The sequence below is a fragment of the Pseudomonas baetica genome (genome assembly GCF_002813455.1).
GTDB lineage: Bacteria > Pseudomonadota > Gammaproteobacteria > Pseudomonadales > Pseudomonadaceae > Aquipseudomonas > Aquipseudomonas baetica.
Genome location: NZ_PHHE01000001.1, coordinates 2,410,116 through 2,433,320, shown reverse-complemented (window position 1 = coordinate 2,433,320; position 23,205 = coordinate 2,410,116). Strand labels below are relative to the sequence as shown.

Here is a 23,205-nt window from a genome sequence, read left to right as displayed (position 1 = left end):
GTCGGTTTTTTCCATGTCGCGTGTAGGTTTAGTGCACCAGCATGCCGGTGAGCCAGTAGGCCTGCGCCAGCGTGATCAGGCCGACGATCGTTGCAAAGAATAGGCTGTGCTTGAGGGTGAAGCGGAACAGATCCGATTCCTTGCCCACCAGCCCGGTCGCGGCGCAGGCCACGGCGATCGATTGTGGCGAGATCATTTTGCCGGTCACGCCGCCGCTGGTATTCGCCGCTACCAGCAGAGTGTTGTTAACGCCGATCTGATGTGCGGTAGTGGCTTGCAGCGAGCTGAACAGGGCGTTGGACGAGGTGTCCGAGCCGGTCAGGAACACGCCCAGCCAACCAAGGAACGGCGAGAAGAACGGGAAGGCTGCGCCAGTACCGGCCAATACCAGGGCCATCGTCGAAGACATGCCGGAGTAGTTGGTGACAAAGGCGAAGGCCAGCACCATGCCGATCGACAGGATCGGCCAGCGCAGTTCGTAGAAGGTCTCTTTCAAAGTGGTAAGACCAATTTTGAAGTTGATCTTCAGTACCAGCATCGAGATCAGCGCGGAGAAGAAGATCGCTGTGCCGGTCGCGGAAATCGGGTCGAGTTTGAACACGGCCGGGATCGCGGTTGGCGCGGCCACGATCGGTGCGGTTTTGATCACCAGTTGATCAAGGTGCGGAATCGCGAAGTTGAACACCCACGCGTACATCGAGCCACCAGCGGCGAACATGGCTTTGAAAGGCTTCAGCGTCCAGATCGTCACCAGCACGGTGAGGATCAGGAACGGCGACCAGGCGATGAAAATCTCCCAGAGGCTGTAAGGGGAAACCGCGGTGGCGCGCTTCTGGCCGAAACCGCCAACGCTGCCGGTGATGGCGGCGCTGGAAGTGGCGCCGGCGATTTGCGCGCCTGCGGTACGTTTCGGCTGCCAGACTTTGAGGAACAGCGTCAGGGAAATCAGGCTGGCCAGGGCCGAGGTGATGTCCGGCAGTTCCGGGCCGATGAAGTTCGAGGTGAAGTATTGAGTGATGGCAAAGCTCAGGCCCGCGACCAGTGCGGCCGGCCAGGTTTCACGTACACCGCGCATGCCGTCCATCATGAACACCAGCCAGAACGGCACGAACAGCGACAGCAGTGGCAGCTGACGGCCGGTCATGGCGCCGATCTTGAAGGCGTCGATGCCAGTGACCTGGCCCGCAACGATGATCGGAATCCCCAGTGCGCCGAAGGCTACCGGCGCGGTGTTGGCGATCAGACACAGGCCTGCGGCGTACAGCGGATTGAAGCCCAGTCCGACAAGAAGGGCGGCGGTAATCGCCACCGGGGCGCCGAAGCCGGCGGCACCTTCCAGAAACGCACCGAAGCAAAAGCCGATCAGCAATACCTGCAAGCGCTGGTCGTCGGTGATCGATAGCACCGAGCTGCGAATGACCTCGAACTGACCGCTTTTGACCGTCAGTTTGTAGAGGAATACCGCCGCGACAATGATCCAGGCAATCGGCCACAGACCGTAGGCGAAGCCATAACCAGCAGCGGCGAAAGCCATATCGACCGGCATCTGGAACGCGAAGATCGCCACGGCGATGGACAGGGCCAGCGTGATGCTGCCGGCCACATGGCCTTTGAGGCGAAACACCGCCAGAGCGAGGAAGAAGAAAACGATGGGGATGACGGCCGCGAGTGCGGAGACGCCGAGACTGCCGAGCGGGCTGTAGAGCTGTTGCCAGGTTTGCATATGGGGTGGCCCCTAATTGTTGTTGGTCAGGCACTGTCAGCGTTCTTGGATAATTGGTAAGACCAATTTACAATCGCTGTTGGCTAGGGTAAAAGCCTTGATGGCAGTGTGTCAATTTGTCGCCCTGAAACTTTTGTCGAATGAGCGGTGCAGAACACATCTGATCCGGTTTTGACCGGTGTCGCTGGCAGGTGTCGAGAAGGCGCCGATAGGCCAGAATAGAGAGCCCGGCGAGCGGTCGGGGTCGTGGAGAAATGAGTGATGGGGTTTGATCAAATTCGGCAGCGCCGTTTGTCTGACGATATTGTCGAGCGACTTGAGGGGATGATCCTCGAGGGCACGCTGAAGTCCGGTGAGCGTCTGCCGGCCGAGCGCGCGCTGGCCGAGCAATTTGGCGTATCACGTCCGTCGTTGCGTGAGGCGATTCAAAAACTGGCGGCCAAGGGATTGCTGGTCAGTCGCCAGGGCGGCGGCAACTACGTGGTGGAAAGTCTCGGTTCGACGTTCAGCGATCCACTGCTGCAATTGCTGGAAAGCAATCCCGAGGCGCAGCGCGATCTGCTGGAATTTCGCCACACTCTGGAGGCATCGTGTGCCTATTACGCGGCATTGCGCGCCACCGATGTCGATCGCGAGCGGCTGACTGCTGCATTCGAAGAGTTACAGGACTGCTATTCGCGCCATGACGACGTGAGTCGGGCGGAAGAGGGGGCGGCGGATGCGAAGTTTCATCTGGCAATCGCAGAGGCCAGCCATAACGCCGTGCTGCTGCACACCATTCGCGGGTTATTCGATCTGCTCAAGCGTAACGTCGTGACCAACATCGGCGGGATGTACAAGCAGCGCACGGAAACCCGCGACATGTTGATCACCCAGCATCGGGAGTTATACCTGGCGATTATCGAGGGGCGAGCAGAGCAGGCGCGGGAAGTCTCCAGCCGACACATTCTGTATGTGCAGGAAGTGCTGGAAGAAGTGCGGCAGGAGGTTCAGCGCATGGCTCGGGCGGAGCGGCGCAAGGGGATGTGATCAGGTGTTTCAGGGTTGATCTGAAACTGATTTCGCGAGCAGGCTCGCTCCCACATTTGAAATGCATTCCAAATGTGGGAGCGAGCCTGCTCGCGAATACGACCTAAAGGCAGAAGAAATTAATCTTCCTTACCCTTGTTGCGCACCGCACGTTGCAACTCACGACCGGCATCGCGTTCGCGCTCGGTGTCACGCTTGTCGTATTCCTTCTTGCCCTTGCCCAGAGCGATCTCGCACTTGACCATGTGCTTGCTCCAGTACCAGGACAGGCATACGCAGGCGTAACCCTTTTGCTGCACAGCGGCGGCGAGCTTTTCCAGCTCGCGGCGGTTGAGCAGCAATTTGCGCGTGCGCACCGGGTCGGCGATGACGTGGGTGCTGGCGGTCATCAGAGGCGTGATGTGACTGCCGAGCAGCCACGCTTCGCCATCCTTGAGCAGCACGTAACTGTCGACCAGTTGCAGCTTGCTTGCCCGCAGACTTTTTACTTCCCAGCCGGCCAGGACCAGACCAGCCTCGAACTTGTGCTCGATGAAGTAATCGTGTCGCGCCTTTTTGTTCTGCGCGATGGTCCCTGTTGGGTGTTTCTTCTGTTTAGCCATAGGGGCGGCATTATATGGAGATAAACGGCCGTCGGCTACGGTGATGCTGCGTGCTTGAGCAGGTTGAGTGAATCCCGGACAATGCGGCCTCTTTTTCTAACGCTTGGGCGTGATAAACGATGTCGACAGACAAGGTTTCTGTCCACGGCAGTTGGGCTAGCCGCTGGGTATTCATACTCGCCGCGACCGGTTCGGCCGTGGGACTGGGTAGTATCTGGAAGTTCCCCTACATGGTCGGGGTGTACGGCGGCGGCGCCTTTGTGCTGATGTTTCTGGCGTGTATCGCTTTGATCGGCATTCCCGTCATGCTCGCTGAAACCCTGATCGGCCGACGCGCCCGGCAGAGTCCGGCCAACGCCTTGAAGGTGCTGGCGCTGGAAGCCGGGCACTCGGCCAAGTGGTCGTGGGGCGCCTTTGCCGGGATGATTACGGCGCTGCTGATCCTGTCTTTCTATAGTGTGGTGGGCGGCTGGTCGCTGGATTACATCGTCGATATGGGCCGCGGCGACTTCCAGGGGGCCACGGCCGATCAGGTTGGCGCCTACTTCGGCAATGTCATTGCCGATCCGTGGCGTCTGACACTTTGGCACACAGTTTTCATGCTGCTGTCGGCGCTGGTGATCGCCAAAGGCGTGGTTGCCGGCCTGGAACGCAGCCTGCGCATCATGATGCCGCTGCTGTTCGTGATGGTGCTGGTGCTGCTGGGTTACAGCATGACCACCGGGCACTTCATGGAGGGCGTGCATTTCATGTTCGATTTCCACCCGGAAAAAGTCCTCGACGGTCTGCTGCCAGCGATGGGGCATGCTTTCTTTTCGCTGAGCGTCGGCGTGGGCTCGATCATGATCTACGGTGCTTACATGCCGAAGAACGCGTCGTTGTCCGGCACGGTGGTGGGCGTAGCGCTGCTGGATACCTTCGTATCGCTGGTCGCTGGTCTGGCTTTGTTTCCGATTGTGTTTGCCGGCGGTCTGAATCCTAGCGAAGGGCCTGGCCTGATGTTCGTCAGTCTGCCATTCGCTTTCGGTAACGTGGCTTTCGGTCAACTGATGGGAGTGGTCTTCTTCGTTCTGGTGGCGATTGCTGCCTGGAGTTCGGCGATTTCCCTCTTGGAGCCGATGGTGGCTTATCTGGTTGAGCGCACCAAAGTCAGCCGCGCCTGGGTGACGTTCTGGCTGGCATTCATTTGCTGGTTCGTCGGTTTGGGTACGGTGTTCTCCTTCAATATCTGGAAGGAAGCCAAATTTTTCGTGAACGAAGGCGGGATGTTCCATCTCTATCAATGGGGTGCGGCGAGCGGTCTGGACTTCTTCGGCGTGATCGATTTCTTCACCTCGCGGATCATGTTGCCGCTGGGTGGACTGTGTTTCGTACTGTTTGCCGGATGGGTGATGGGGCGTGAAGCGGTGCGTGATGAGCTGTCGATCCGACATCCGGCGCTGTTTGCCCTGTCTTTGTTCTTGATGCGCTACGTGGCGCCTATCGGCATTGTTGTAGTGTTTGCCGCTCAGCTCTGGAAGTAACGCTTACATGACGACACATATTCAACGATCTGCTTTGCTGCCTTACCCGGCCCAGTTCCTTTATGACCTGGTCAACGACGTGGCGCGTTACCCGGAATTCTTGCCGTGGTGTTCGTCTGCCGAGGTGCTGGAAAGCTCGCCAGAGCATATGCGCGCCAGTGTTGGCGTGGCGAAGGGCGGCCTCAGTCAGCATTTCGTCACGCGCAATACGTTGGTGCCGGGGCAGTCGATCGAGATGAACCTCGAAGAAGGCCCGTTCAATCAGTTGCATGGCGTCTGGGTGTTCAAGGTGTTGAACGAGAAGGCCTGCAAGATCAGTCTGGATCTGTCGTTCGACTATGCCGGTCCGTTGGTGCGAGCCACCTTGGGGCCGCTGTTCAATCAGGCGGCGAATACGCTGGTGGATGCATTCTGCCAGCGCGCCAAGCAGATGCATGGTTAAGGCTGTGATCGAGATAGAGGTCGTGTATGCGGCCGTTGATCGTCAGGTCTTGCGCACGGTTTGTGTCCCCGAAGGATCTACCGTGCGTGAGGCGTTGCTCAAGTCAGGGATTGGCGACGAGTTTCCTCGGCTGGATCTGGCTGGGTGCCCGCTGGGGATCTTCGGCAAAGTGATTGCCGATCCTCAGGTTCGCCTGATTCAGGCGGGGGATCGCATCGAAATTTATCGCCCGTTGCTCGCCGATCCAAAGGAAGTGCGGCGCTTGCGTGCCGCCAAGGCTGCCGAGGCGAAAGCTCGAAATCAGTGAGAAGCCAAACCGCAGACAATAAAAAACCCGGAATTTCCGGGTTTTTTATTGCGTCGCAAATTATTGCGGCGAGGTGTCCAGCGGCTCTGGCGTCGGAACCGGAACGGTTTCTACACCATCGACGTCCTTCTGGATCTGATCCAGCAAGGAACCTGGCTTGGCCGGTTTTTCCGGCTGTGGCTTCTCGGCGTTTTCAGCAGGAGCGGTCACGGTCGTGCCACTGTCCTTGCCGAGAATGGCTTCGTCACGGCTGACGCCCGGCATAAAGTCACCGGACAGGCTGACAAGCTGGTCGTTTGAGTTGAAAATAACGCTGATGCGTTCCTGTTGGCGTTCACCGCCACCCGGTTGCAGGCTGTACAGATAATCCCAGCGATCGGCATGGAACGTGTCGGCAAGCAGGGGATTGCCCATGATAAACCGTACTTGCGGCCGGGTCATTCCCGGGCGTAACTGGTCTATCATGTCCTGCGTGACGACATTGCCCTGCTGGATGTCGATTTTGTAAACCCCGGGGAATGAACAACCGGCGAGTGCGAGCAGTCCCACAAAGGTGAAACTGGTTAGCAAGAGCTTGGTGTTTTGCATCGGTGGGCGACTTCCACTATCTTGGCTGGGACAACGTAAACGCCGATCATACCCGCATTAAGAGAAGCTGCGAAGCAGCATCGCGAGAAAGCTGACCATGGTTGAAAATAGCGAACTACGCAAAGCCGGCCTCAAAGTGACCCTGCCACGGGTCAAGATCCTGCAAATGCTCGACTCCACCGAGCAGCGTCACATGAGTGCCGAGGACGTCTATAAGGCGTTGATGGAAGCTGGCGAGGACGTCGGTCTGGCCACGGTTTACCGTGTTCTGACCCAGTTCGAAGCGGCTGGCCTCGTGGTCCGTCACAATTTCGACGGTGGCCACGCGGTATTCGAATTGGCCGATGGTGGTCACCACGACCACATGGTCAACGTGGAGTCGGGCGAAGTCATTGAGTTCTTCGACGAAGAAATCGAAAAGCTTCAAAAAACGATCGTCGAGAAGCATGGCTTCGAGATGGTTGATCACAATCTGGTGCTGTACGTCCGCAAGAAAAAGTAAGCATGTCGCGCGAATTTCACATTCGCGAAACGAACGAAGGCGACCCAAGGGTCGCCTTCGTGCTTTCTACTGTGCCTAAACTTTCGCGGTGACAACCATCTTCTTGGCGTGAGCCAAGGACTCTTTGGTCAGATCGATACCGCCGAGCATCCGCGCTACTTCTTCTATACGGTCGTTTTTGCTTAGCTTGGAGACAGCGGTGTGCGTCGCTTCTGTACCGCGCACTTTGTGCACGAAGAGATGCTGATGACCCTGCGCCGCCACTTGCGGCAAGTGTGTCACCGTCAATACCTGCCCGCGCTCACCGAGCCGGCGCAACAGCTGCCCGACAATTTCAGCGGTCGGGCCGCCAATGCCCACGTCGACTTCGTCGAACACCAGTGTTGGAACGCGAGAGGTCTGTGCGGTGATGACCTGAATCGCCAGGCTAATCCGCGACAGCTCACCGCCGGACGCCACTTTCGCCAGCGCCTTCATCGGCTGGCCGGGGTTGGCGCTAACCAGCAGTTCGACCTGTTCGAGCCCGTTAGGCAAGAGTTCGTCGCTGCTGTTGGCTTTCAGTTCAATGATGAATCGACCGCCAGGCATGCCCAGGCGCTGAATTTCCTGCTCCACTGCACTGGCCAGGATGCCGGCAGCCTGATGCCGCAGATCGCTGAGCTCCCGTGCCTTTTCCTGATAGTGGCGGGCATACGCGGCCAGTTCTTCGCCCAGGCGCTCGATGGATTCGTCATTGGCGTTGAGGGTTTCGATCTCATCCAGCAGCTTTTGCTGCATTTCACTGACTTCGGTCGGCTGGATACGGTGCTTGCGTGCCAACGTATAAATAGCGTCGAGGCGCTCTTCCAGATATTGCAGGCGCGCCGGATCGGCATCGAAGTTATCAAGAAAGCGATTGAGTTCGCCGACCGCTTCTTCGACCTGGATCTGCGCGCTGGTCAGCAAACTGCTGGCTTCGCCCAGGGCGCCAACCGAATTGTTCACGCTCGACAGGCGGTTAAGGCTGGCAGTCAGTGCGTTCAGCACATTGCCGGAATCACTTTCGCTGCACTGTTCGACGACTTGTCGGCATATGCCAAGCAGGGTTTCGGCATTGGTCAGGTTTTTGTGTTCCTGTTCCAGCTGTTCGAGCTCGTTATCACCGAGGCCGAGGTTTTCCAGTTCTTCGAGCTGGTAGCTGAGCAATTGATGGCGCGCGCGTTGTTCGTCGCCGGAGTTGGAGAGGCGCTCCAGCTCCTGGCGGGTCTGGCGCCAGCGCTGTGCGGCCAATTGCACTTGACGGGCGAGATCGGTCGCGCCCGCGTATTCGTCCAGCAGGCGACGATGGGTGTCGGTCTTCAGCAGAGACTGGTGTTCATGCTGGCTATGAATATCAATCAGCAGTTCGCCGAGGGACTTGAGGTCGCCAAGCGGGCAGGGAGTACCGTTGATATAGCCGCGAGAGCGTCCTTCAGACGTGATGATCCGACGCAGGATGCACGGACCGTCGATGTCCAGATCGCGCTCGGCCAGCCAGGCGCTGGCCTCGGGGATATCGACCAGATCGAAAGTCGCCAGGATATCGGCCTTGTCGGCGCCCGGGCGAACCACACCGCTGTCGGCGCGATCGCCAAGGGTCAGGCCCAGGGCGTCGAGCATGATCGACTTGCCTGCGCCGGTTTCCCCTGTGATCACGCTCATCCCGCGATCAAGTTCGAGATCGAGATGTTCAACGATGGCGTAGTTGTGTACGGACAGGTGCACCAGCATAAAGGCCGCTCCCAAGCTTGAGGTCTGGTTATTTATACAGTGTTTTGTTTGAGGCTGACAATGCCCTCCCTTAGCTCGATTTGCTTGATAGGCGGGAATGCTTAGCGCATCGAGGAATGAAAAAAGCAGCACTTTTTTGTAGGGTTAATGCTTTAAGCCCCTTGAAGCCTGATTTTGCGGCCCCATATATCGGGGCAGAAGCGCGAGTTGAACTCGCGGACGATATTGAAAGGAGAATTCTATGGCTGACGAACAGACAGTAGATAAGCAAAACCCAGAAGCCAATCAGGCGCCCGAGGGTTCGGGTGACGACCTGGCGACCCGTGTACAAGTGCTCGAAGAGCAATTGGCCGCCGCGCAGGATCAGTCTCTGCGAGTCGCTGCCGATCTGCAGAACGTCCGTCGTCGTGCCGAGCAGGACGTGGAGAAGGCGCACAAGTTTGCGCTGGAAAAATTCGCCAGCGACCTGCTGCCGATCGTCGACAGCCTGGAGCGCGGCCTCGAGCTGTCGAACCCGGACGACGAAAGCATCCGTCCGATGCGCGAAGGCATCGAGCTGACCCTGAAAATGTTCCACGACACCCTCAAGCGTTACCAGCTTGAAGCGATCGATCCGCATGGCGAACCGTTCAACGCCGTTCAGCATCAGGCAATGGCCATGCAGGAAAGCGCAGACGTAGAACCGAACAGTGTTCTCAAGGTGTTCCAGAAAGGCTACCAGCTCAATGGCCGTCTGCTGCGTCCGGCGATGGTCGTGGTCAGCAAGGCGCCTGCGCCAGTTTCGCCTTCGATTGACGAGAAGGCTTGAAATTAGCCGCAAGGCCCCCATTTAGAAGTCAAGCGTTTAAGTGCTACCGCAGTCAGCCACCACTGCTGCGGCATCCAAATCCAAAGTTTCGGGAGAGTTAACATGGGCAAAATTATCGGTATCGACCTGGGGACTACCAACTCCTGCGTCTCCGTGCTGGAAAACGGCAAAGCAAAAGTTATTGAAAACGCTGAAGGCGCGCGTACCACGCCGTCGATCATCGCTTACGCCAACGATGGCGAAATTCTGGTTGGCCAGTCCGCCAAGCGTCAGGCCGTGACCAACCCGCACAACACTCTGTACGCAGTAAAGCGACTGATCGGTCGTCGTTTTGACGAAGAAGTTGTGCAGAAAGACATCCAGATGGTCCCTTACAGGATCGTCAAGGCTGACAACAACGACGCTTGGGTTGAAGTGAACGGCCAGAAAATGGCGCCGCCACAAATCTCGGCTGAAATTCTGAAGAAAATGAAGAAGACCGCCGAAGACTACCTCGGCGAGCCAGTGACCGAAGCGGTGATCACCGTTCCGGCCTACTTCAACGACAGCCAGCGTCAGGCGACCAAAGACGCCGGCCGCATCGCCGGTCTGGACGTAAAACGTATCATCAACGAACCAACCGCAGCCGCTCTGGCTTACGGTATGGACAAGGCCAAGGGCGATCACACCGTGATCGTTTATGACCTGGGTGGCGGTACTTTCGACGTTTCCGTGATCGAGATCGCTGAAGTTGATGGCGAGCACCAGTTCGAAGTGTTGGCCACCAACGGTGACACGTTCCTGGGCGGTGAAGACTTTGATATTCGTCTGATCGACTACCTCGTTGACGAATTCAAGAAAGAAAGCGGCATGAACCTCAAAGGTGACCCGCTGGCCATGCAGCGTCTGAAAGAAGCTGCTGAAAAAGCCAAGATCGAGCTGTCGTCCGCTCAGTCGACCGACGTCAACCTGCCGTACATCACTGCAGACGCGACCGGTCCTAAGCACCTGAACGTGAAGATCTCGCGTGCCAAGCTTGAAGCACTGGTTGAAGACCTGGTTCAGCGCACCATCGAACCTTGCCGCATCGCCATGAAAGACGCTGGTCTGGACGTTGGCGCGATCAACGACGTGATCCTGGTCGGTGGTCAGACCCGTATGCCGCTGGTGCAGAAGCTGGTTACTGATTTCTTCGGTAAAGAAGCTCGCAAAGACGTTAACCCGGACGAAGCTGTTGCCATGGGTGCTGCGATTCAGGGCGCTGTTCTGGCTGGTGACGTGAAAGACGTTCTGCTGCTCGACGTCAGCCCGCTGACCCTGGGTATCGAAACCATGGGTGGCGTGATGACCGCGCTGATCGAGAAAAACACCACGATTCCTACCAAGAAATCGCAAGTGTTCTCGACTGCCGACGACAACCAGGGCGCCGTGACCATTCACGTCCTGCAGGGCGAGCGTAAGCAAGCCACACAGAACAAGTCCCTGGGCAAGTTCGACCTGGCTGACATTCCACCCGCTCCACGTGGCGTGCCGCAGATCGAAGTGACCTTCGACATCGACGCCAACGGCATCCTGCACGTCGGCGCGAAAGACAAGGCTACCGGCAAGACCCAGTCGATCGTGATCAAGGCCAACTCCGGTCTGTCCGACGAAGAAATCGAGCGCATGGTGCGTGACGCCGAGGCGAATGCCGAGGAAGACCGCAAGTTCGAAGAGCTGGCCGCTGCCCGTAACCAGGGTGATGCACTGGTTCACTCGACTCGCAAAATGATTGCTGACGCGGGTGACAAAGTTACCGCCGAAGAGAAGACCGCGATCGAAGCGGCTGTGGTTGCTCTGGAAGTCGCTGTTAAAGGCGACGACAAGGCTGCCATCGAAGCGAAGGTTGAAGAGCTGTCGAAGGTCTCCGCTCCGGTTGCTCAGAAGATGTACGCCGAACAGGCTCAGCCAGCTGATGGCGCAGCCCCGCAAGGCGAATCGGCTGAGAAGGCTGACGACGTTGTCGATGCAGAGTTCGAAGAAGTCAAAGATCACAAGTAAGTTGTTGGTCGGCCGGTTGACTGCCTTTAGGCGGTGACTGGTAGGATGTCGCCGCGCGGGAGCTTGCTCCCGCGTTGGCGTATCTGGAATACGCGAATTTTTACAGCATGCGACAAGGTTCGAGTGCTGGTGGTATGGCCGAAAATGCTCCTGCTTTTCGCGCCGTAAGTACCGCATGAAACAAAGACCAGGATCGTTGAATTGACGTGAGTTGGGTCCGGGCCTGTATTGGGGCTCAGCGAGTTTGGCCATCCTCAGGAGGGGTTTGCCGAACGTCCTCAAGAGTGCAAAGACTTATGGCAAAGCGTGACTATTACGAAGTGTTGGGTGTTGAGCGTGGCTCAAGCGATGCGGACCTGAAGAAGGCCTATCGTCGTCTGGCGATGAAGCATCACCCGGACCGTAATCCCGATGACAAAGCATCGGAAGAACTGTTCAAAGAGGCCAACGAGGCCTATGAAGTGCTGTCCGATTCCAGCAAGCGTGCAGCGTACGACCAGTACGGTCATGCCGGTGTCGACCCGAGCATGGGTGGCGGCGGCGCCGGTTTCGGCGGTCAGAACTTCTCTGACATCTTTGGTGATGTCTTCAGTGACTTCTTCGGTGGCGGTCGCGGCGGTTCCCGTGGCGGCGCTCAGCGCGGCAGCGACTTGCGCTACACCCTGGAGCTGAATCTGGAAGAAGCGGTGCGCGGCACGACCGTGAATATCCGCGTTCCGACGCTGGTCAATTGCAAGCCATGCGATGGCTCGGGCGCCAAGAAAGGCTCGTCGCCTTCGACGTGCCCAACGTGCGGCGGCATCGGTCAGGTGCGCATGCAGCAAGGTTTCTTCTCGGTGCAGCAGACCTGCCCGCGCTGCCATGGCCAGGGCAAGATCATTTCCGATCCGTGCGATTCCTGCCACGGTGACGGTCGCATCGAAGAGTACAAAACCCTGTCGGTCAAAGTGCCGGCCGGCGTCGACACCGGCGACCGTATTCGCCTGTCCGGCGAAGGCGAGGCGGGTACTCAAGGTGGTCCGACTGGTGACCTGTACGTGGTCATCAATGTCCGCGAGCACGACATCTTCCAGCGTGACGGCAAGCATCTGTTCTGCGAAGTGCCGATCAGCTTTGTCGATGCAGCGTTGGGCGGCGAACTGGAAATTCCGACCCTCGACGGTCGCGTCAAGCTGAAAATCCCTGAAGGCACCCAGACCGGCAAGCAGTTCCGTGTACGCGGCAAAGGCGTGGCGCCGGTGCGTGGCGGTGGTGCGGGCGATTTGATGTGTCGTGTAGCGGTCGAGACCCCGGTCAACCTGAATCGTCGTCAGCGCGAATTGCTGGAAGAGTTCCGCAGTTCCTTGGCGGATGACAACAGCCATTCCCCGAAAACCACCGGTTGGTTCGACGGCGTGAAGCGCTTCTTCGGCGATTTGTAAGGAGTCGGCATGCGACGTATTGCAGTGATGGGTGCCGCCGGGCGCATGGGCAAGATTCTGGTTGAGGCCGTGCAACAGCGCGCGCCGCTGACCGGTTTGACGGCTGCTATTGTTCGTCCTGGCAGTACGCTGATCGGTGTGGATGCCGGTGAGTTGGCTTCGCTGGGGCGCATCGGCGTGCCGCTGTCCGGCCATGTGGAAGCCGTGGCAGAAGAGTTCGACGTATTGATCGACTTCACGCTGCCGGAAGTGATGCTGAAAAACCTGGCGTTCTGCCGTAAGGCGGGCAAGGCCATGGTCATCGGCACTACCGGTCTGGATGCGGCGCAAAAGCATCTGCTGGTCGAGGCTGGGAAAGATATTCCGATCGTGTTCGCGGCCAATTTCAGCGTTGGTGTGAATCTATCGCTGAAGCTGCTCGAGATGACGGCTCGTGTGTTGGGTGACGATGCCGACATCGAAATCATCGAGGCGCATCACCGGCACAAGATCGATGCTCCGTCGGGCACGGCGTTGCGCATGGGTGAAGTGATTGCCGATGCACTGGATCGTGATCTGCAGAAAGTTGCGGTCTATGGTCGTGAAGGCCACACCGGTGCCCGTGAGCGTGAAACCATCGGTTTCGCTACCGTGCGTGGTGGTGATGTGGTGGGTGATCACACTGTGCTGTTCGCCTGCGAAGGTGAGCGTCTGGAAATCACCCATAAGGCATCGAGCCGCATGACGTTCGCCAAGGGGGCGGTCCGTGCCGCGCTGTGGCTGGAGGGTCGCGAGCCGGGTCTGTACGACATGCAAGACGTACTCGACCTACGTTGATTTATTGCTGAACCCGGCGCAAACGCCCTGTTTGCGCTGGTTTTTCTCTGCTTGGCGACGTCCTGTCGCATTCTCCGGCCTTTAAGGCTCTTTAGCGGTGGACCCAAAAAGCCTTTTTCTGTAAGCTACAGCTTTAGTGTGTCCACTAAAAGCGCGCAGAATAATTCAGTGAAGAAGCGGGGTGACGTGTCCATACGTCACTCCGCTTTTTTACAACCTGCGATCGCCCTTTCATGCGTTATTTACGGGAGGTCTTCTTGACTAAGCCAGCCATATTTGCCCTTGCTGATGGCAGCATTTTTCGCGGCGAAGCCATTGGTGCCGACGGTCAAACCGTTGGTGAGGTGGTGTTCAACACCGCAATGACCGGCTATCAGGAAATCCTTACCGATCCTTCCTACGCCCAACAGATCGTTACCCTGACTTACCCGCACATCGGCAACACCGGCACCACGCCGGAAGACGCCGAGTCCGACCGCGTCTGGTCTGCTGGCCTGGTCATCCGTGACTTGCCACTGGTAGCGAGCAACTGGCGTAACACGATGTCCCTGTCCGACTACCTGAAAGCCAACAACGTTGTGGCTATCGCCGGTATCGACACCCGTCGCCTGACCCGCATCCTGCGTGAGAAAGGCGCACAGAACGGCTGCATCATGGCTGGCGACAACATCTCCGAAGAAGCCGCCATTGCCGCTGCGCAAGGCTTCCCGGGCCTGAAGGGCATGGATCTGGCGAAAGTCGTCAGCACCAAGAAGCAATACGAATGGCGCTCGACTGTCTGGGATCTGAAAACCGACAGCCACGCGACCATCGATGCTTCCGAGCTGCCATACCACGTGGTTGCCTACGACTACGGCGTCAAGGTCAACATCCTGCGCATGCTGGTCGAGCGCGGCTGCCGCGTCACCGTGGTGCCTGCGCAAACCCCTGCTGCTGATGTGCTGGCACTGAAGCCGGACGGTGTGTTCCTGTCCAACGGCCCTGGTGATCCGGAGCCATGCGACTACGCGATCAAGGCGATCAAGGAAGTCCTGGAAACCGAAGTTCCGGTGTTCGGCATCTGCCTCGGTCACCAACTGCTGGCCCTGGCCTCTGGCGCCAAAACCCTGAAAATGGGCCACGGCCACCACGGTGCCAACCACCCTGTTCAGGATCTGGACACTGGTGTCGTGATGATCACCAGCCAGAACCACGGTTTCGCGGTAGACGAAGCGACCCTGCCGGGCAACGTTCGCGCGATTCACAAGTCGCTGTTCGACGGCACCCTGCAAGGTATCGAGCGCACCGACAAGAGCGCGTTCAGCTTCCAGGGCCACCCTGAAGCGAGCCCGGGCCCGAACGATGTGGCGCCACTGTTCGACCGCTTCATCAACGAGATGGCCAAGCGACGCTAAGCGTTCGCCTTGAGACTGTAGAGAGAAGCCCCTCGAGGGCGGCCCCGACCCCGGCGGCCCCTTCGAGACTTCAGAAATCGATCAAGACGGCTTGCCGACTGACCTGCGGATTTGAGTGACAAACCCATGCCAAAACGTACAGACATTAAAAGCATCCTGATTCTCGGCGCTGGCCCGATCGTTATCGGCCAGGCCTGCGAATTCGACTACTCCGGCGCCCAGGCTTGTAAAGCCCTGCGCGAAGAGGGTTACCGCGTCATCCTGGTGAACTCCAACCCGGCCACCATCATGACCGACCCGGACATGGCCGACGCCACGTACATCGAGCCGATCAAGTGGCAGACGGTTGCCAAGATCATCGAGAAAGAGCGTCCGGATGCGGTGCTGCCAACCATGGGCGGCCAGACCGCGCTGAACTGCGCCCTGGACCTGGAACGCGAAGGCATTCTGGAGAAGTTCGGCGTAGAAATGATCGGTGCCAACGCCGACACTATCGACAAGGCTGAAGACCGTTCGCGTTTCGACAGGGCGATGAAAGCCATCGGCCTGGCGTGCCCGCGTTCCGGTATCGCCCACAGCATGGAAGAAGCCAACGCGGTTCTTGAAACCCTCGGCTTCCCATGCATCATCCGTCCGTCCTTCACCATGGGCGGCACCGGTGGCGGTATCGCCTACAACCGTGAAGAGTTCGAAGAAATCTGCGCGCGTGGTCTGGATCTCTCGCCGACCAAAGAGCTGCTGATCGACGAATCGCTGATCGGCTGGAAAGAATATGAAATGGAAGTTGTCCGCGATAAAAAGGACAACTGCATCATTGTCTGCTCGATCGAAAACTTCGACCCGATGGGCGTGCACACCGGCGACTCGATCACCGTGGCTCCGGCTCAGACCCTGACCGACAAGGAATATCAGATCCTGCGTAACGCCTCCCTGGCGGTACTGCGCGAGATCGGCGTCGAGACTGGCGGTTCCAACGTGCAGTTCGGTATCTGCCCGAACACTGGCCGTATGGTCGTGATCGAGATGAACCCGCGTGTATCGCGTTCCTCGGCGCTGGCCTCGAAAGCCACCGGTTTCCCGATCGCCAAAGTCGCCGCCAAACTGGCTGTGGGCTACACCCTCGACGAACTGTCGAACGACATCACCGGCGGCAAGACCCCGGCGTCTTTCGAGCCGTCGATCGACTACGTCGTCACCAAGCTGCCACGCTTCGCCTTCGAGAAGTTCGCCAAGGCTGACGCGCGCCTGACCACTCAGATGAAGTCGGTGGGTGAAGTCATGGCCATCGGCCGGACTTTCCAGGAGTCCCTGCAGAAAGCCCTGCGCGGTCTGGAAGTGGGCGTTTGCGGCCTGGACGAGAAGCTCGACCTGAGCAACCCGGAAAGCATGAGCATCCTCAAGCGCGAACTGACCGTGCCGGGCGCCGAGCGTATCTGGTACGTGGCTGACGCGTTCCGCGCCGGTCTGTCGGTCGAAGACATCTTCGGCATGAACATGATCGACCCGTGGTTCCTGGTACAGATCGAAGATCTGATCAAGGAAGAAGAGAAGGTCAAGACCCTCGGTCTGTCCGCTATCGACCGCGACCTGATGTTCAAGCTCAAGCGCAAAGGCTTCTCTGATCAGCGTCTGGCCAAGCTGCTGGGCGTCACCGAGAAAAACCTGCGCACGCATCGTCAAAAGCTGGAAGTGTTCCCGGTCTACAAGCGCGTTGACACCTGCGCCGCCGAGTTCGCCACCGACACCGCTTACCTCTACTCGACGTACGAGGAAGAGTGCGAAGCCGCGCCGTCGGGTCGCGACAAGATCATGATTCTGGGTGGTGGCCCGAACCGTATCGGTCAAGGTATCGAGTTCGACTATTGCTGCGTACATGCTGCCCTCGCACTGCGCGAAGACGGCTACGAGACCATCATGGTCAACTGCAACCCGGAAACCGTTTCCACCGACTACGACACCTCCGACCGTCTGTACTTCGAACCGGTCACCCTGGAAGACGTACTGGAAATTTGCCGCGTCGAGAAGCCGAAAGGCGTGATCGTCCAGTACGGCGGCCAGACTCCGCTGAAACTGGCTCGTGCCCTGGAAGCCGCTGGCGTGCCGATCATCGGCACCAGCCCTGATGCCATCGACCGTGCCGAAGACCGTGAGCGCTTCCAGCAAATGGTTGAGCGCCTGAACCTGCGTCAGCCGCCAAACGCCACCGTGCGCAGCGAAGACGAAGCTGTTCGTGCTGCCGCGAAAATCGGTTATCCGCTGGTGGTGCGTCCGTCCTACGTACTGGGCGGCCGTGCGATGGAGATCGTCTACAAGGAAGACGAACTCAAGCGTTACCTGCGTGACGCGGTGCAAGTGTCCAACGACAGCCCGGTGCTGCTCGACCACTTCCTCAACTGTGCCATCGAGATGGACGTTGATGCGGTCTGCGACGGCAAAGACGTGGTAATCGGTGCGATCATGCAGCACATCGAACAGGCTGGCGTTCACTCCGGTGACTCTGCTTGCTCGTTGCCGCCGTATTCGCTGCCAGCGCACATCCAGGACGAGATGCGCGAACAGGTCAAGAAAATGGCTCTGGAGCTGGGCGTTGTCGGCCTGATGAACGTGCAGTTGGCGCTGCAAGGCGAAGACATCTACGTCATCGAAGTCAACCCGCGCGCTTCCCGTACCGTGCCGTTCGTGTCCAAGTGCATCGGTGTTTCCCTGGCGATGATCGCGGCTCGCGTGATGGCCGGTAAAACTCTGAAGGAAATCGGCTTCACCAAAGAAATCATCCCGAACTTCTACAGCGTGAAAGAAGCGGTGTTTCCGTTCGCCAAATTCCCTGGCGTTGACCCGATCCTCGGTCCAGAGATGAAGTCGACCGGTGAAGTGATGGGTGTCGGTGACACCTTCGGTGAAGCCTTCGCCAAAGCCCAGATGGGTGCCAGCGAAGTGCTGCCGACCGGTGGTACTGCTTTCATCAGCGTGCGCGACGACGACAAGCCGCTGGTTGCAGGTGTAGCCCGTGATCTGATCAACTTGGGCTTCGAAGTGGTTGCCACTGCCGGTACTGCCAAGCTGATCGAAGCCGCAGGTCTGAAAGTGCGCCGTGTGAACAAGGTGACCGAGGGTCGTCCGCACGTGGTCGACATGATCAAAAATGACGAAGTCACCCTGATCATCAACACTACCGAAGGTCGTCAGTCGATCGCCGATTCCTACTCCATTCGTCGTAATGCCCTGCAGCACAAGATTTACTGCACCACCACCATTGCAGCGGGCGAAGCTATCTGTGAAGCGCTGAAGTTCGGTCCGGAAAAGACCGTGCGTCGCTTGCAGGATCTACACGCAGGATTGAAGGCATGAGCATAACCAAGTACCCAATGACTGTTCAGGGCGCTCGCGCCCTGGAAGAGGAACACACTCACCTGACCAAGGTCGTTCGTCCGAAGCTTAGCCAGGACATCGGAACGGCCCGCGAGTTGGGTGATTTGAAGGAAAACGCTGAATACCATGCCGCCCGCGAACAGCAGGGCATGGTCGAGGCGCGGATTCGTGACATCGAGGGCCGGATTCAGAACCAGGTCATCATCGACGTTACGACCATTCCTCACACCGGCAAAGTGATTTTCGGTACCACCGTCGAAATCGCCAACGTCGAGACAGACGAAAGCGTCACTTATCACATCGTGGGTGAGGATGAGGCTGACTTCAAACTCGGCAAGATTTCGGTCGGCTCGCCCTTGGCCCGTGCCTTGATCGGCAAGGAAGAAGGCGACGTGGTTGCCGTGAAAACGCCGGGTGGCGTTATCGAGTACGAGATTGTCGAAGTCCGTCACATCTGAAACCCGGCGCCCGCTGCATGCGGGCGCCATGCTTTGGCAGTTGACCCAGATGTTGTGGGTCGGCGGTCTATGGTTGATTCATCTCGGTTTGCAGTCGGCGTTGAGCAAGATTGGCTTGGCGCCGCTGCTGATTGATGAGGTCGCCAGTGCATTTGAAGTGCTGGTGGTTGGGTTTTCCGCCGCCTGCGTGATATTTCAGGCTTTGGTGCTGGTACAGGCCGAAGGCCTTGTCAGTCTATGGCGGGATTTTCGCGGGCAGGTGCTGTTGATGGCGTTGTACGCGTGTGCGATGTATGTCGCAGTGCGTGTCGGCTGGCCGGATGCGCAGCGCTGGCAGGTGTTCAGCTATCTGGTGCTGGGGTTTTCCGGGCTGATGCTGGTGATGCAGCCGGTGCCGGGATGGAGTGGCAGGGTGCGCGAAGCACACCCTTGACCCTTGTCATCACTTGAAGCGATGAACGTTCGACAGCTGCTTGTTGGCGCTGAAGTTCCTGCGGTAAACCAGTGCCATCTTGCCGATGACCTGTACCAGATCCGCCTTGCCAACCTTGCACAGCTCTGCAATGTGCGCCAGGCGCGACTCGCGATCGAGGATGTTGAGCTTGATTTTGATCAGCTCGTGATCCGCCAACGCGCGTTCAAGTTCGGCTAACACACCTTCAGTCAAACCGTTATCAGCCACAGTCAGAACTGGTTTCAGGTGGTGGCCAATGGATTTGTACTGTTTCTTCTGCTCTGGAGTGAGCGGCATAATCTGACCCTTTCGTCTGGATTCTGTAAAATGGCGGCCATTTTACCCGAGGGTTCGTGGATCCGCCCAATTAATCACGACCCTAATCAACGAGGTGCCCAATGGCGCGTTCCAAGACAAGCCTTGGTTGGCTGAAAAGACATGTCAACGATCCCTATGTGAAGCAGGCGCAGAAGGATGGCTACCGCTCGCGTGCGAGTTACAAGCTTCTGGAAATCCAGGAAAAATATAAGCTGATCCGTCCGGGTATGAGCGTTGTCGACCTGGGTGCAGCCCCCGGCGGCTGGTCGCAGGTCACTAGCCGCCTGATCGGTGGTCAGGGCCGTCTGATCGCCTCGGACATCCTGGAAATGGACAGCATTCCCGACGTGACTTTCATCCAGGGTGACTTCACCGAAGACGAAGTGCTTACTCGGATCCTAGAGGCCGTAGGTAATTCGCAGGTGGACCTTGTGATTTCCGATATGGCCCCCAATATGAGTGGTACACCCGAAGTGGACATGCCCAAAGCCATGTTTCTTTGCGAGCTGGCGCTTGATTTGGCGGAGCGGATCCTCAAGCCGGGTGGTAATTTCGTGATCAAGATTTTTCAGGGCGAAGGGTTTGATGTTTACCTGAAGGACGCTCGCAAGAAATTCGACAAGATCCAGATGATCAAGCCGGATTCTTCCCGTGGCAGTTCCCGCGAGCAATACATGCTGGCTTGGGGCTACCGCGGTCGCAGTGAATAAAACGAGGTTTTTGTGCGGGGTGATAGGTTTTTCGTATTTCGCCTCGCGTGCATAAGCGAATATTGTGTAGAAAGTGTTTCACAAAGGGTTACAGACGGCGCCTGCCAGAGTTGTAGGTAATGTAGTAAGTTAGGCCGGTGAATATCATGCGAAGCGCGCGCCAGTAGCGGAGCTTGCTTCAGAGGGTAGTTAATTGAACGATATGGCAAAGAATCTGATCCTGTGGTTGATCATCGCGGCTGTCCTGGTGACGGTGATGAACAACTTCTCCAGCCCTAACGAGCCGCAGACCCTCAACTATTCCGACTTCATCCAGCAGGTCAAGGATGGCAAGGTCGAGCGCGTAGCGGTTGATGGCTATGTGATTACCGGCAAGCGCAATGACGGCGATAGCTTCAAGACCATTCGTCCGGCGATTCAGGACAATGGCCTGATCGGCGACCTGGTCGACAACCACGTTGTGGTCGAAGGCAAGCAGCCTGAGCAGCAAAGCATCTGGACCCAGCTCCTGGTGGCCAGCTTCCCGATCCTGGTGATCATCGCGGTGTTCATGTTCTTCATGCGCCAGATGCAGGGCGGTGCCGGTGGCAAGGGCGGGCCGATGAGCTTCGGCAAGAGCAAGGCGCGTCTGCTTTCTGAAGATCAGGTGAAAACCACTCTGGCTGACGTTGCCGGTTGCGATGAAGCCAAGGAAGAAGTTGGCGAACTGGTCGAGTTCCTCCGTGATCCGGGCAAGTTCCAGCGTCTGGGCGGCCGGATTCCTCGCGGTGTGCTGATGGTCGGTCCTCCGGGTACCGGTAAAACCTTGCTGGCCAAGGCGATTGCCGGCGAAGCCAAGGTGCCGTTCTTCACTATTTCCGGTTCCGATTTTGTCGAGATGTTCGTGGGCGTCGGCGCTAGCCGTGTTCGTGACATGTTCGAGCAGGCCAAGAAGCACGCGCCGTGCATCATCTTCATCGACGAAATCGATGCCGTCGGTCGTCACCGTGGCGCCGGCATGGGGGGTGGTCACGACGAGCGTGAGCAGACTCTTAACCAGTTGCTGGTTGAGATGGATGGCTTCGAAATGAATGACGGCATCATCGTGATTGCCGCGACCAACCGTCCTGACGTACTTGACCCTGCGCTGCTGCGTCCGGGCCGTTTCGACCGTCAGGTCGTGGTCGGCCTGCCGGACATCCGTGGTCGTGAACAGATTCTCAAGGTTCACATGCGTAAAGTGCCAATGGGTGACGACGTTGCTCCGGCCGTCATCGCTCGCGGTACTCCGGGTTTCTCTGGTGCTGATCTGGCCAACCTGGTCAACGAGGCGTCGCTGTTTGCGGCTCGTGCGGGCAAGCGTATTGTCGAGATGAAAGAGTTCGAACTGGCCAAGGACAAGATCATGATGGGCGCCGAGCGCAAATCGATGGTCATGTCCGAGAAAGAGAAGCAGAACACCGCTTACCACGAAGCTGGCCACGCTATTGTTGGCCGCGTCGTGCCTGAGCATGATCCGGTTTACAAGGTCTCGATCATTCCGCGCGGTCGTGCGCTGGGTGTGACCATGTTCCTGCCGGAAGAAGATCGTTACAGCCTGTCCAAGCGTGCGCTGATCAGCCAGATCTGCTCGCTGTACGGCGGCCGTATTGCTGAAGAAATGACCCTTGGTTTTGACGGTGTGACCACTGGTGCTTCCAACGACATCATGCGTGCCAGCCAGATCGCGCGGAACATGGTGACCAAATGGGGTCTGTCGGAAAAACTCGGTCCACTGATGTATGCCGAAGAAGAGGGTGAAGTATTCCTCGGTCGCGGCGGTGGTGGTCAGGCTGCTAGCTTCTCCGGTGAGACTGCCAAACTGATCGACTCCGAAGTACGCAGCATCATTGATCAGTGCTACGGCACTGCCAAGCAGATCCTCACGGACAACCGTGACAAGCTCGATGCCATGGCTGATGCTCTGATGAAGTACGAAACAATCGATGCTGAACAGATCGACGACATCATGGCTGGCCGTACCCCGCGTGAGCCTCGCGACTGGTCGGGTGGCACCGGTACGCCGCCGCCTCCGGTTGTTCAGGATGAGCGTCCGGAAACACCAATTGGCGGTCCGGCTGCTGACGTTTAAGGTTTGAAATGACTTCTGTACAGTCCCTGACCCGGTTGCCTTGCGGCAACCGGGTTCTTGATTTGGCCCGGACGCATGTCATGGGTATTCTTAATGTCACTCCCGATTCCTTCTCCGATGGCGGCCGATACGCTCAGATCGACGCGGCCTTGCGCCATGCTGAAGGCATGGTTGCGGCTGGCGCGACGCTGATTGATGTTGGTGGCGAATCCACTCGCCCTGGCGCTCGCGCGGTATCACCGCTGGAAGAGCTGGAGCGCGTGGCGCCTATTGTGGAGCTGATCAATCGCGAGCTCGACGTGATCATCTCGGTCGATACCTCAACTCCCGCCGTGATGCGCGAAACAGCGCGACTGGGTGCCGGGTTGATCAACGATGTGCGATCGCTGCGACGAGACGGCGCCCTGGATGCGGCGGCGGCCACAGGATTGCCCGTCTGCCTCATGCATATGCTCGGTGAGCCCGGTGATATGCAGGACGATCCGCAGTATCAGGATGTCACTCGGGAGGTAGGCGAGTTTCTCGCCGAGCGCATGGCTCAATGTGCGCTGGCGGGTATTCCGTCCGAGCGAATCATTCTTGATCCTGGATTCGGCTTCGCCAAAACCTTGCAGCACAATCTAAGCTTGTTCAAGCATATGGAAGCCCTGCATGCGTTGGGTCGACCGTTATTGGTTGGTGTTTCACGCAAGAGCATGATCGGGCATGCGTTGAGTCGTCCAGTGGGCGAGCGCCTGCATGGTGGGCTGGCACTGGCTGCATTGGCGTCGGTCAAGGGGGCGCGTATATTGCGCGTCCATGATGTGGCAGAAACGGTAGATGTGGTGCGGATGATCGCGGCCGTCGATTCAGCCGAATAAGAA

General features: G+C 58.1%; 21 protein-coding genes. 16 read left to right on the top strand and 5 right to left on the bottom strand.

From position 1 onward, the window contains the following. Positions 1 to 28: 28 nt before the first annotated feature. Positions 29 to 1,723 (bottom strand): lactate permease LctP family transporter, encoded by a 1,695-nt coding sequence (locus ATI02_RS11155; protein WP_100846283.1) that lies wholly within the window; start codon positions 1,721 to 1,723, stop codon positions 29 to 31. 261 nt (positions 1,724 to 1,984) lie between these two features. Between ATI02_RS11155 and ATI02_RS11150 the strand changes: the two genes are divergently transcribed. Further along, positions 1,985 to 2,752 (top strand): FCD domain-containing protein, encoded by a 768-nt coding sequence (locus tag ATI02_RS11150; protein ID WP_100846282.1) that lies wholly within the window; start codon positions 1,985 to 1,987, stop codon positions 2,750 to 2,752. 119 nt (positions 2,753 to 2,871) lie between these two features. Here the strand turns inward: ATI02_RS11150 and smpB are convergent, their stop codons facing one another. Further along, positions 2,872 to 3,354 (bottom strand): SsrA-binding protein SmpB, encoded by a 483-nt coding sequence (smpB, locus tag ATI02_RS11145; RefSeq protein WP_007915208.1) that lies wholly within the window; start codon positions 3,352 to 3,354, stop codon positions 2,872 to 2,874. Positions 3,355 to 3,473: 119 nt separating this feature from the next. Between smpB and ATI02_RS11140 the strand changes: the two genes are divergently transcribed. From ATI02_RS11140 to ATI02_RS11130, 3 genes are read left to right on the top strand one after another with little or no spacing between them, the layout of a single operon-like run. After that, positions 3,474 to 4,877 carry a sodium-dependent transporter gene (locus ATI02_RS11140; RefSeq protein ID WP_100846281.1) on the top strand — a complete coding sequence of 468 codons (1,404 nt, stop codon included), beginning with the start codon at positions 3,474 to 3,476 and terminating at the stop codon, positions 4,875 to 4,877. A gap of 7 nt (positions 4,878 to 4,884) precedes the next feature. Next, entirely contained in the window at positions 4,885 to 5,319 is a 435-nt protein-coding gene (locus ATI02_RS11135) for a type II toxin-antitoxin system RatA family toxin (protein ID WP_016986510.1), read from the top strand. Next, complete coding sequence (locus ATI02_RS11130; RefSeq protein WP_100846280.1) at positions 5,312 to 5,626, top strand: RnfH family protein; 315 nt, start codon at positions 5,312 to 5,314, stop codon at positions 5,624 to 5,626. Before ATI02_RS11135 ends, ATI02_RS11130 begins: the two co-directional genes overlap by 8 nt. Positions 5,627 to 5,686: 60 nt before the next feature. Here ATI02_RS11130 and ATI02_RS11125 read toward each other — a convergent pair whose 3' ends face one another. Further along, positions 5,687 to 6,214: an outer membrane protein assembly factor BamE gene (locus tag ATI02_RS11125; RefSeq protein WP_095191072.1), complete on the bottom strand. Its 528-nt coding sequence runs from the start codon at positions 6,212 to 6,214 to the stop codon at positions 5,687 to 5,689. A gap of 97 nt (positions 6,215 to 6,311) precedes the next feature. On the opposite strand from ATI02_RS11125, the gene fur reads away from it, so the two are divergent. Beyond that, positions 6,312 to 6,716, top strand: coding sequence for a ferric iron uptake transcriptional regulator (fur, locus tag ATI02_RS11120; RefSeq protein WP_095191071.1), 405 nt, complete (start codon positions 6,312 to 6,314; stop codon positions 6,714 to 6,716). A gap of 75 nt (positions 6,717 to 6,791) precedes the next feature. Here the strand turns inward: fur and recN are convergent, their stop codons facing one another. After that, positions 6,792 to 8,465, bottom strand: a complete 1,674-nt coding sequence (recN, locus tag ATI02_RS11115) for a DNA repair protein RecN (protein WP_095191070.1) — start codon at positions 8,463 to 8,465, stop codon at positions 6,792 to 6,794. A 241-nt stretch (positions 8,466 to 8,706) separates the two neighbouring features. Here recN and grpE point away from each other — a divergent pair, with 241 nt between their 5' ends. From grpE to ATI02_RS11075, 8 genes are all read left to right on the top strand, one after another. Further along, positions 8,707 to 9,273, top strand: a complete 567-nt coding sequence (gene grpE, locus ATI02_RS11110) for a nucleotide exchange factor GrpE (RefSeq protein ID WP_100846279.1) — start codon at positions 8,707 to 8,709, stop codon at positions 9,271 to 9,273. Between the two features lie 102 nt (positions 9,274 to 9,375). Beyond that, the gene (gene dnaK, locus ATI02_RS11105) at positions 9,376 to 11,292 is read left to right on the top strand and encodes a molecular chaperone DnaK (RefSeq protein WP_100846278.1); all 1,917 of its coding nucleotides are present in this window, start codon (positions 9,376 to 9,378) and stop codon (positions 11,290 to 11,292) included. A 296-nt stretch (positions 11,293 to 11,588) separates the two neighbouring features. Beyond that, positions 11,589 to 12,713, top strand: coding sequence for a molecular chaperone DnaJ (dnaJ, locus tag ATI02_RS11100; protein ID WP_095191067.1), 1,125 nt, complete (start codon positions 11,589 to 11,591; stop codon positions 12,711 to 12,713). Between the two features lie 9 nt (positions 12,714 to 12,722). Continuing rightward, on the top strand, positions 12,723 to 13,529 hold the full coding sequence (gene dapB / locus ATI02_RS11095) for a 4-hydroxy-tetrahydrodipicolinate reductase (protein ID WP_095191066.1): 807 nt from the start codon (positions 12,723 to 12,725) through the stop codon (positions 13,527 to 13,529). 257 nt (positions 13,530 to 13,786) lie between these two features. Then, positions 13,787 to 14,923 (top strand): glutamine-hydrolyzing carbamoyl-phosphate synthase small subunit, encoded by a 1,137-nt coding sequence (gene carA, locus ATI02_RS11090; RefSeq protein WP_100846277.1) that lies wholly within the window; start codon positions 13,787 to 13,789, stop codon positions 14,921 to 14,923. A gap of 126 nt (positions 14,924 to 15,049) precedes the next feature. Continuing rightward, positions 15,050 to 18,271 (top strand): carbamoyl-phosphate synthase large subunit, encoded by a 3,222-nt coding sequence (carB, locus tag ATI02_RS11085; protein ID WP_100846276.1) that lies wholly within the window; start codon positions 15,050 to 15,052, stop codon positions 18,269 to 18,271. 2 nt (positions 18,272 to 18,273) lie between these two features. Beyond that, positions 18,274 to 18,750 carry a transcription elongation factor GreA gene (greA, locus tag ATI02_RS11080; RefSeq protein WP_064387939.1) on the top strand — a complete coding sequence of 159 codons (477 nt, stop codon included), beginning with the start codon at positions 18,274 to 18,276 and terminating at the stop codon, positions 18,748 to 18,750. Positions 18,751 to 18,778: 28 nt separating this feature from the next. Beyond that, entirely contained in the window at positions 18,779 to 19,183 is a 405-nt protein-coding gene (locus tag ATI02_RS11075; protein ID WP_100846275.1) for an MFS transporter, read from the top strand. Between the two features lie 9 nt (positions 19,184 to 19,192). Here ATI02_RS11075 and ATI02_RS11070 read toward each other — a convergent pair whose 3' ends face one another. Beyond that, positions 19,193 to 19,501, bottom strand: coding sequence for a YhbY family RNA-binding protein (locus ATI02_RS11070; RefSeq protein ID WP_095191062.1), 309 nt, complete (start codon positions 19,499 to 19,501; stop codon positions 19,193 to 19,195). 101 nt (positions 19,502 to 19,602) lie between these two features. Between ATI02_RS11070 and rlmE the strand changes: the two genes are divergently transcribed. The 3 genes from rlmE (at position 19,603) to folP (ending at position 23,202) form a co-directional block, all read left to right on the top strand. Next, positions 19,603 to 20,232, top strand: coding sequence for a 23S rRNA (uridine(2552)-2'-O)-methyltransferase RlmE (gene rlmE / locus ATI02_RS11065; RefSeq protein ID WP_095191061.1), 630 nt, complete (start codon positions 19,603 to 19,605; stop codon positions 20,230 to 20,232). 202 nt (positions 20,233 to 20,434) lie between these two features. Further along, positions 20,435 to 22,342 (top strand): ATP-dependent zinc metalloprotease FtsH, encoded by a 1,908-nt coding sequence (gene ftsH / locus ATI02_RS11060; RefSeq protein ID WP_095191060.1) that lies wholly within the window; start codon positions 20,435 to 20,437, stop codon positions 22,340 to 22,342. 8 nt (positions 22,343 to 22,350) lie between these two features. Continuing rightward, positions 22,351 to 23,202 (top strand): dihydropteroate synthase, encoded by an 852-nt coding sequence (gene folP, locus ATI02_RS11055; RefSeq protein ID WP_100846274.1) that lies wholly within the window; start codon positions 22,351 to 22,353, stop codon positions 23,200 to 23,202. Positions 23,203 to 23,205 lie beyond the last annotated feature (3 nt).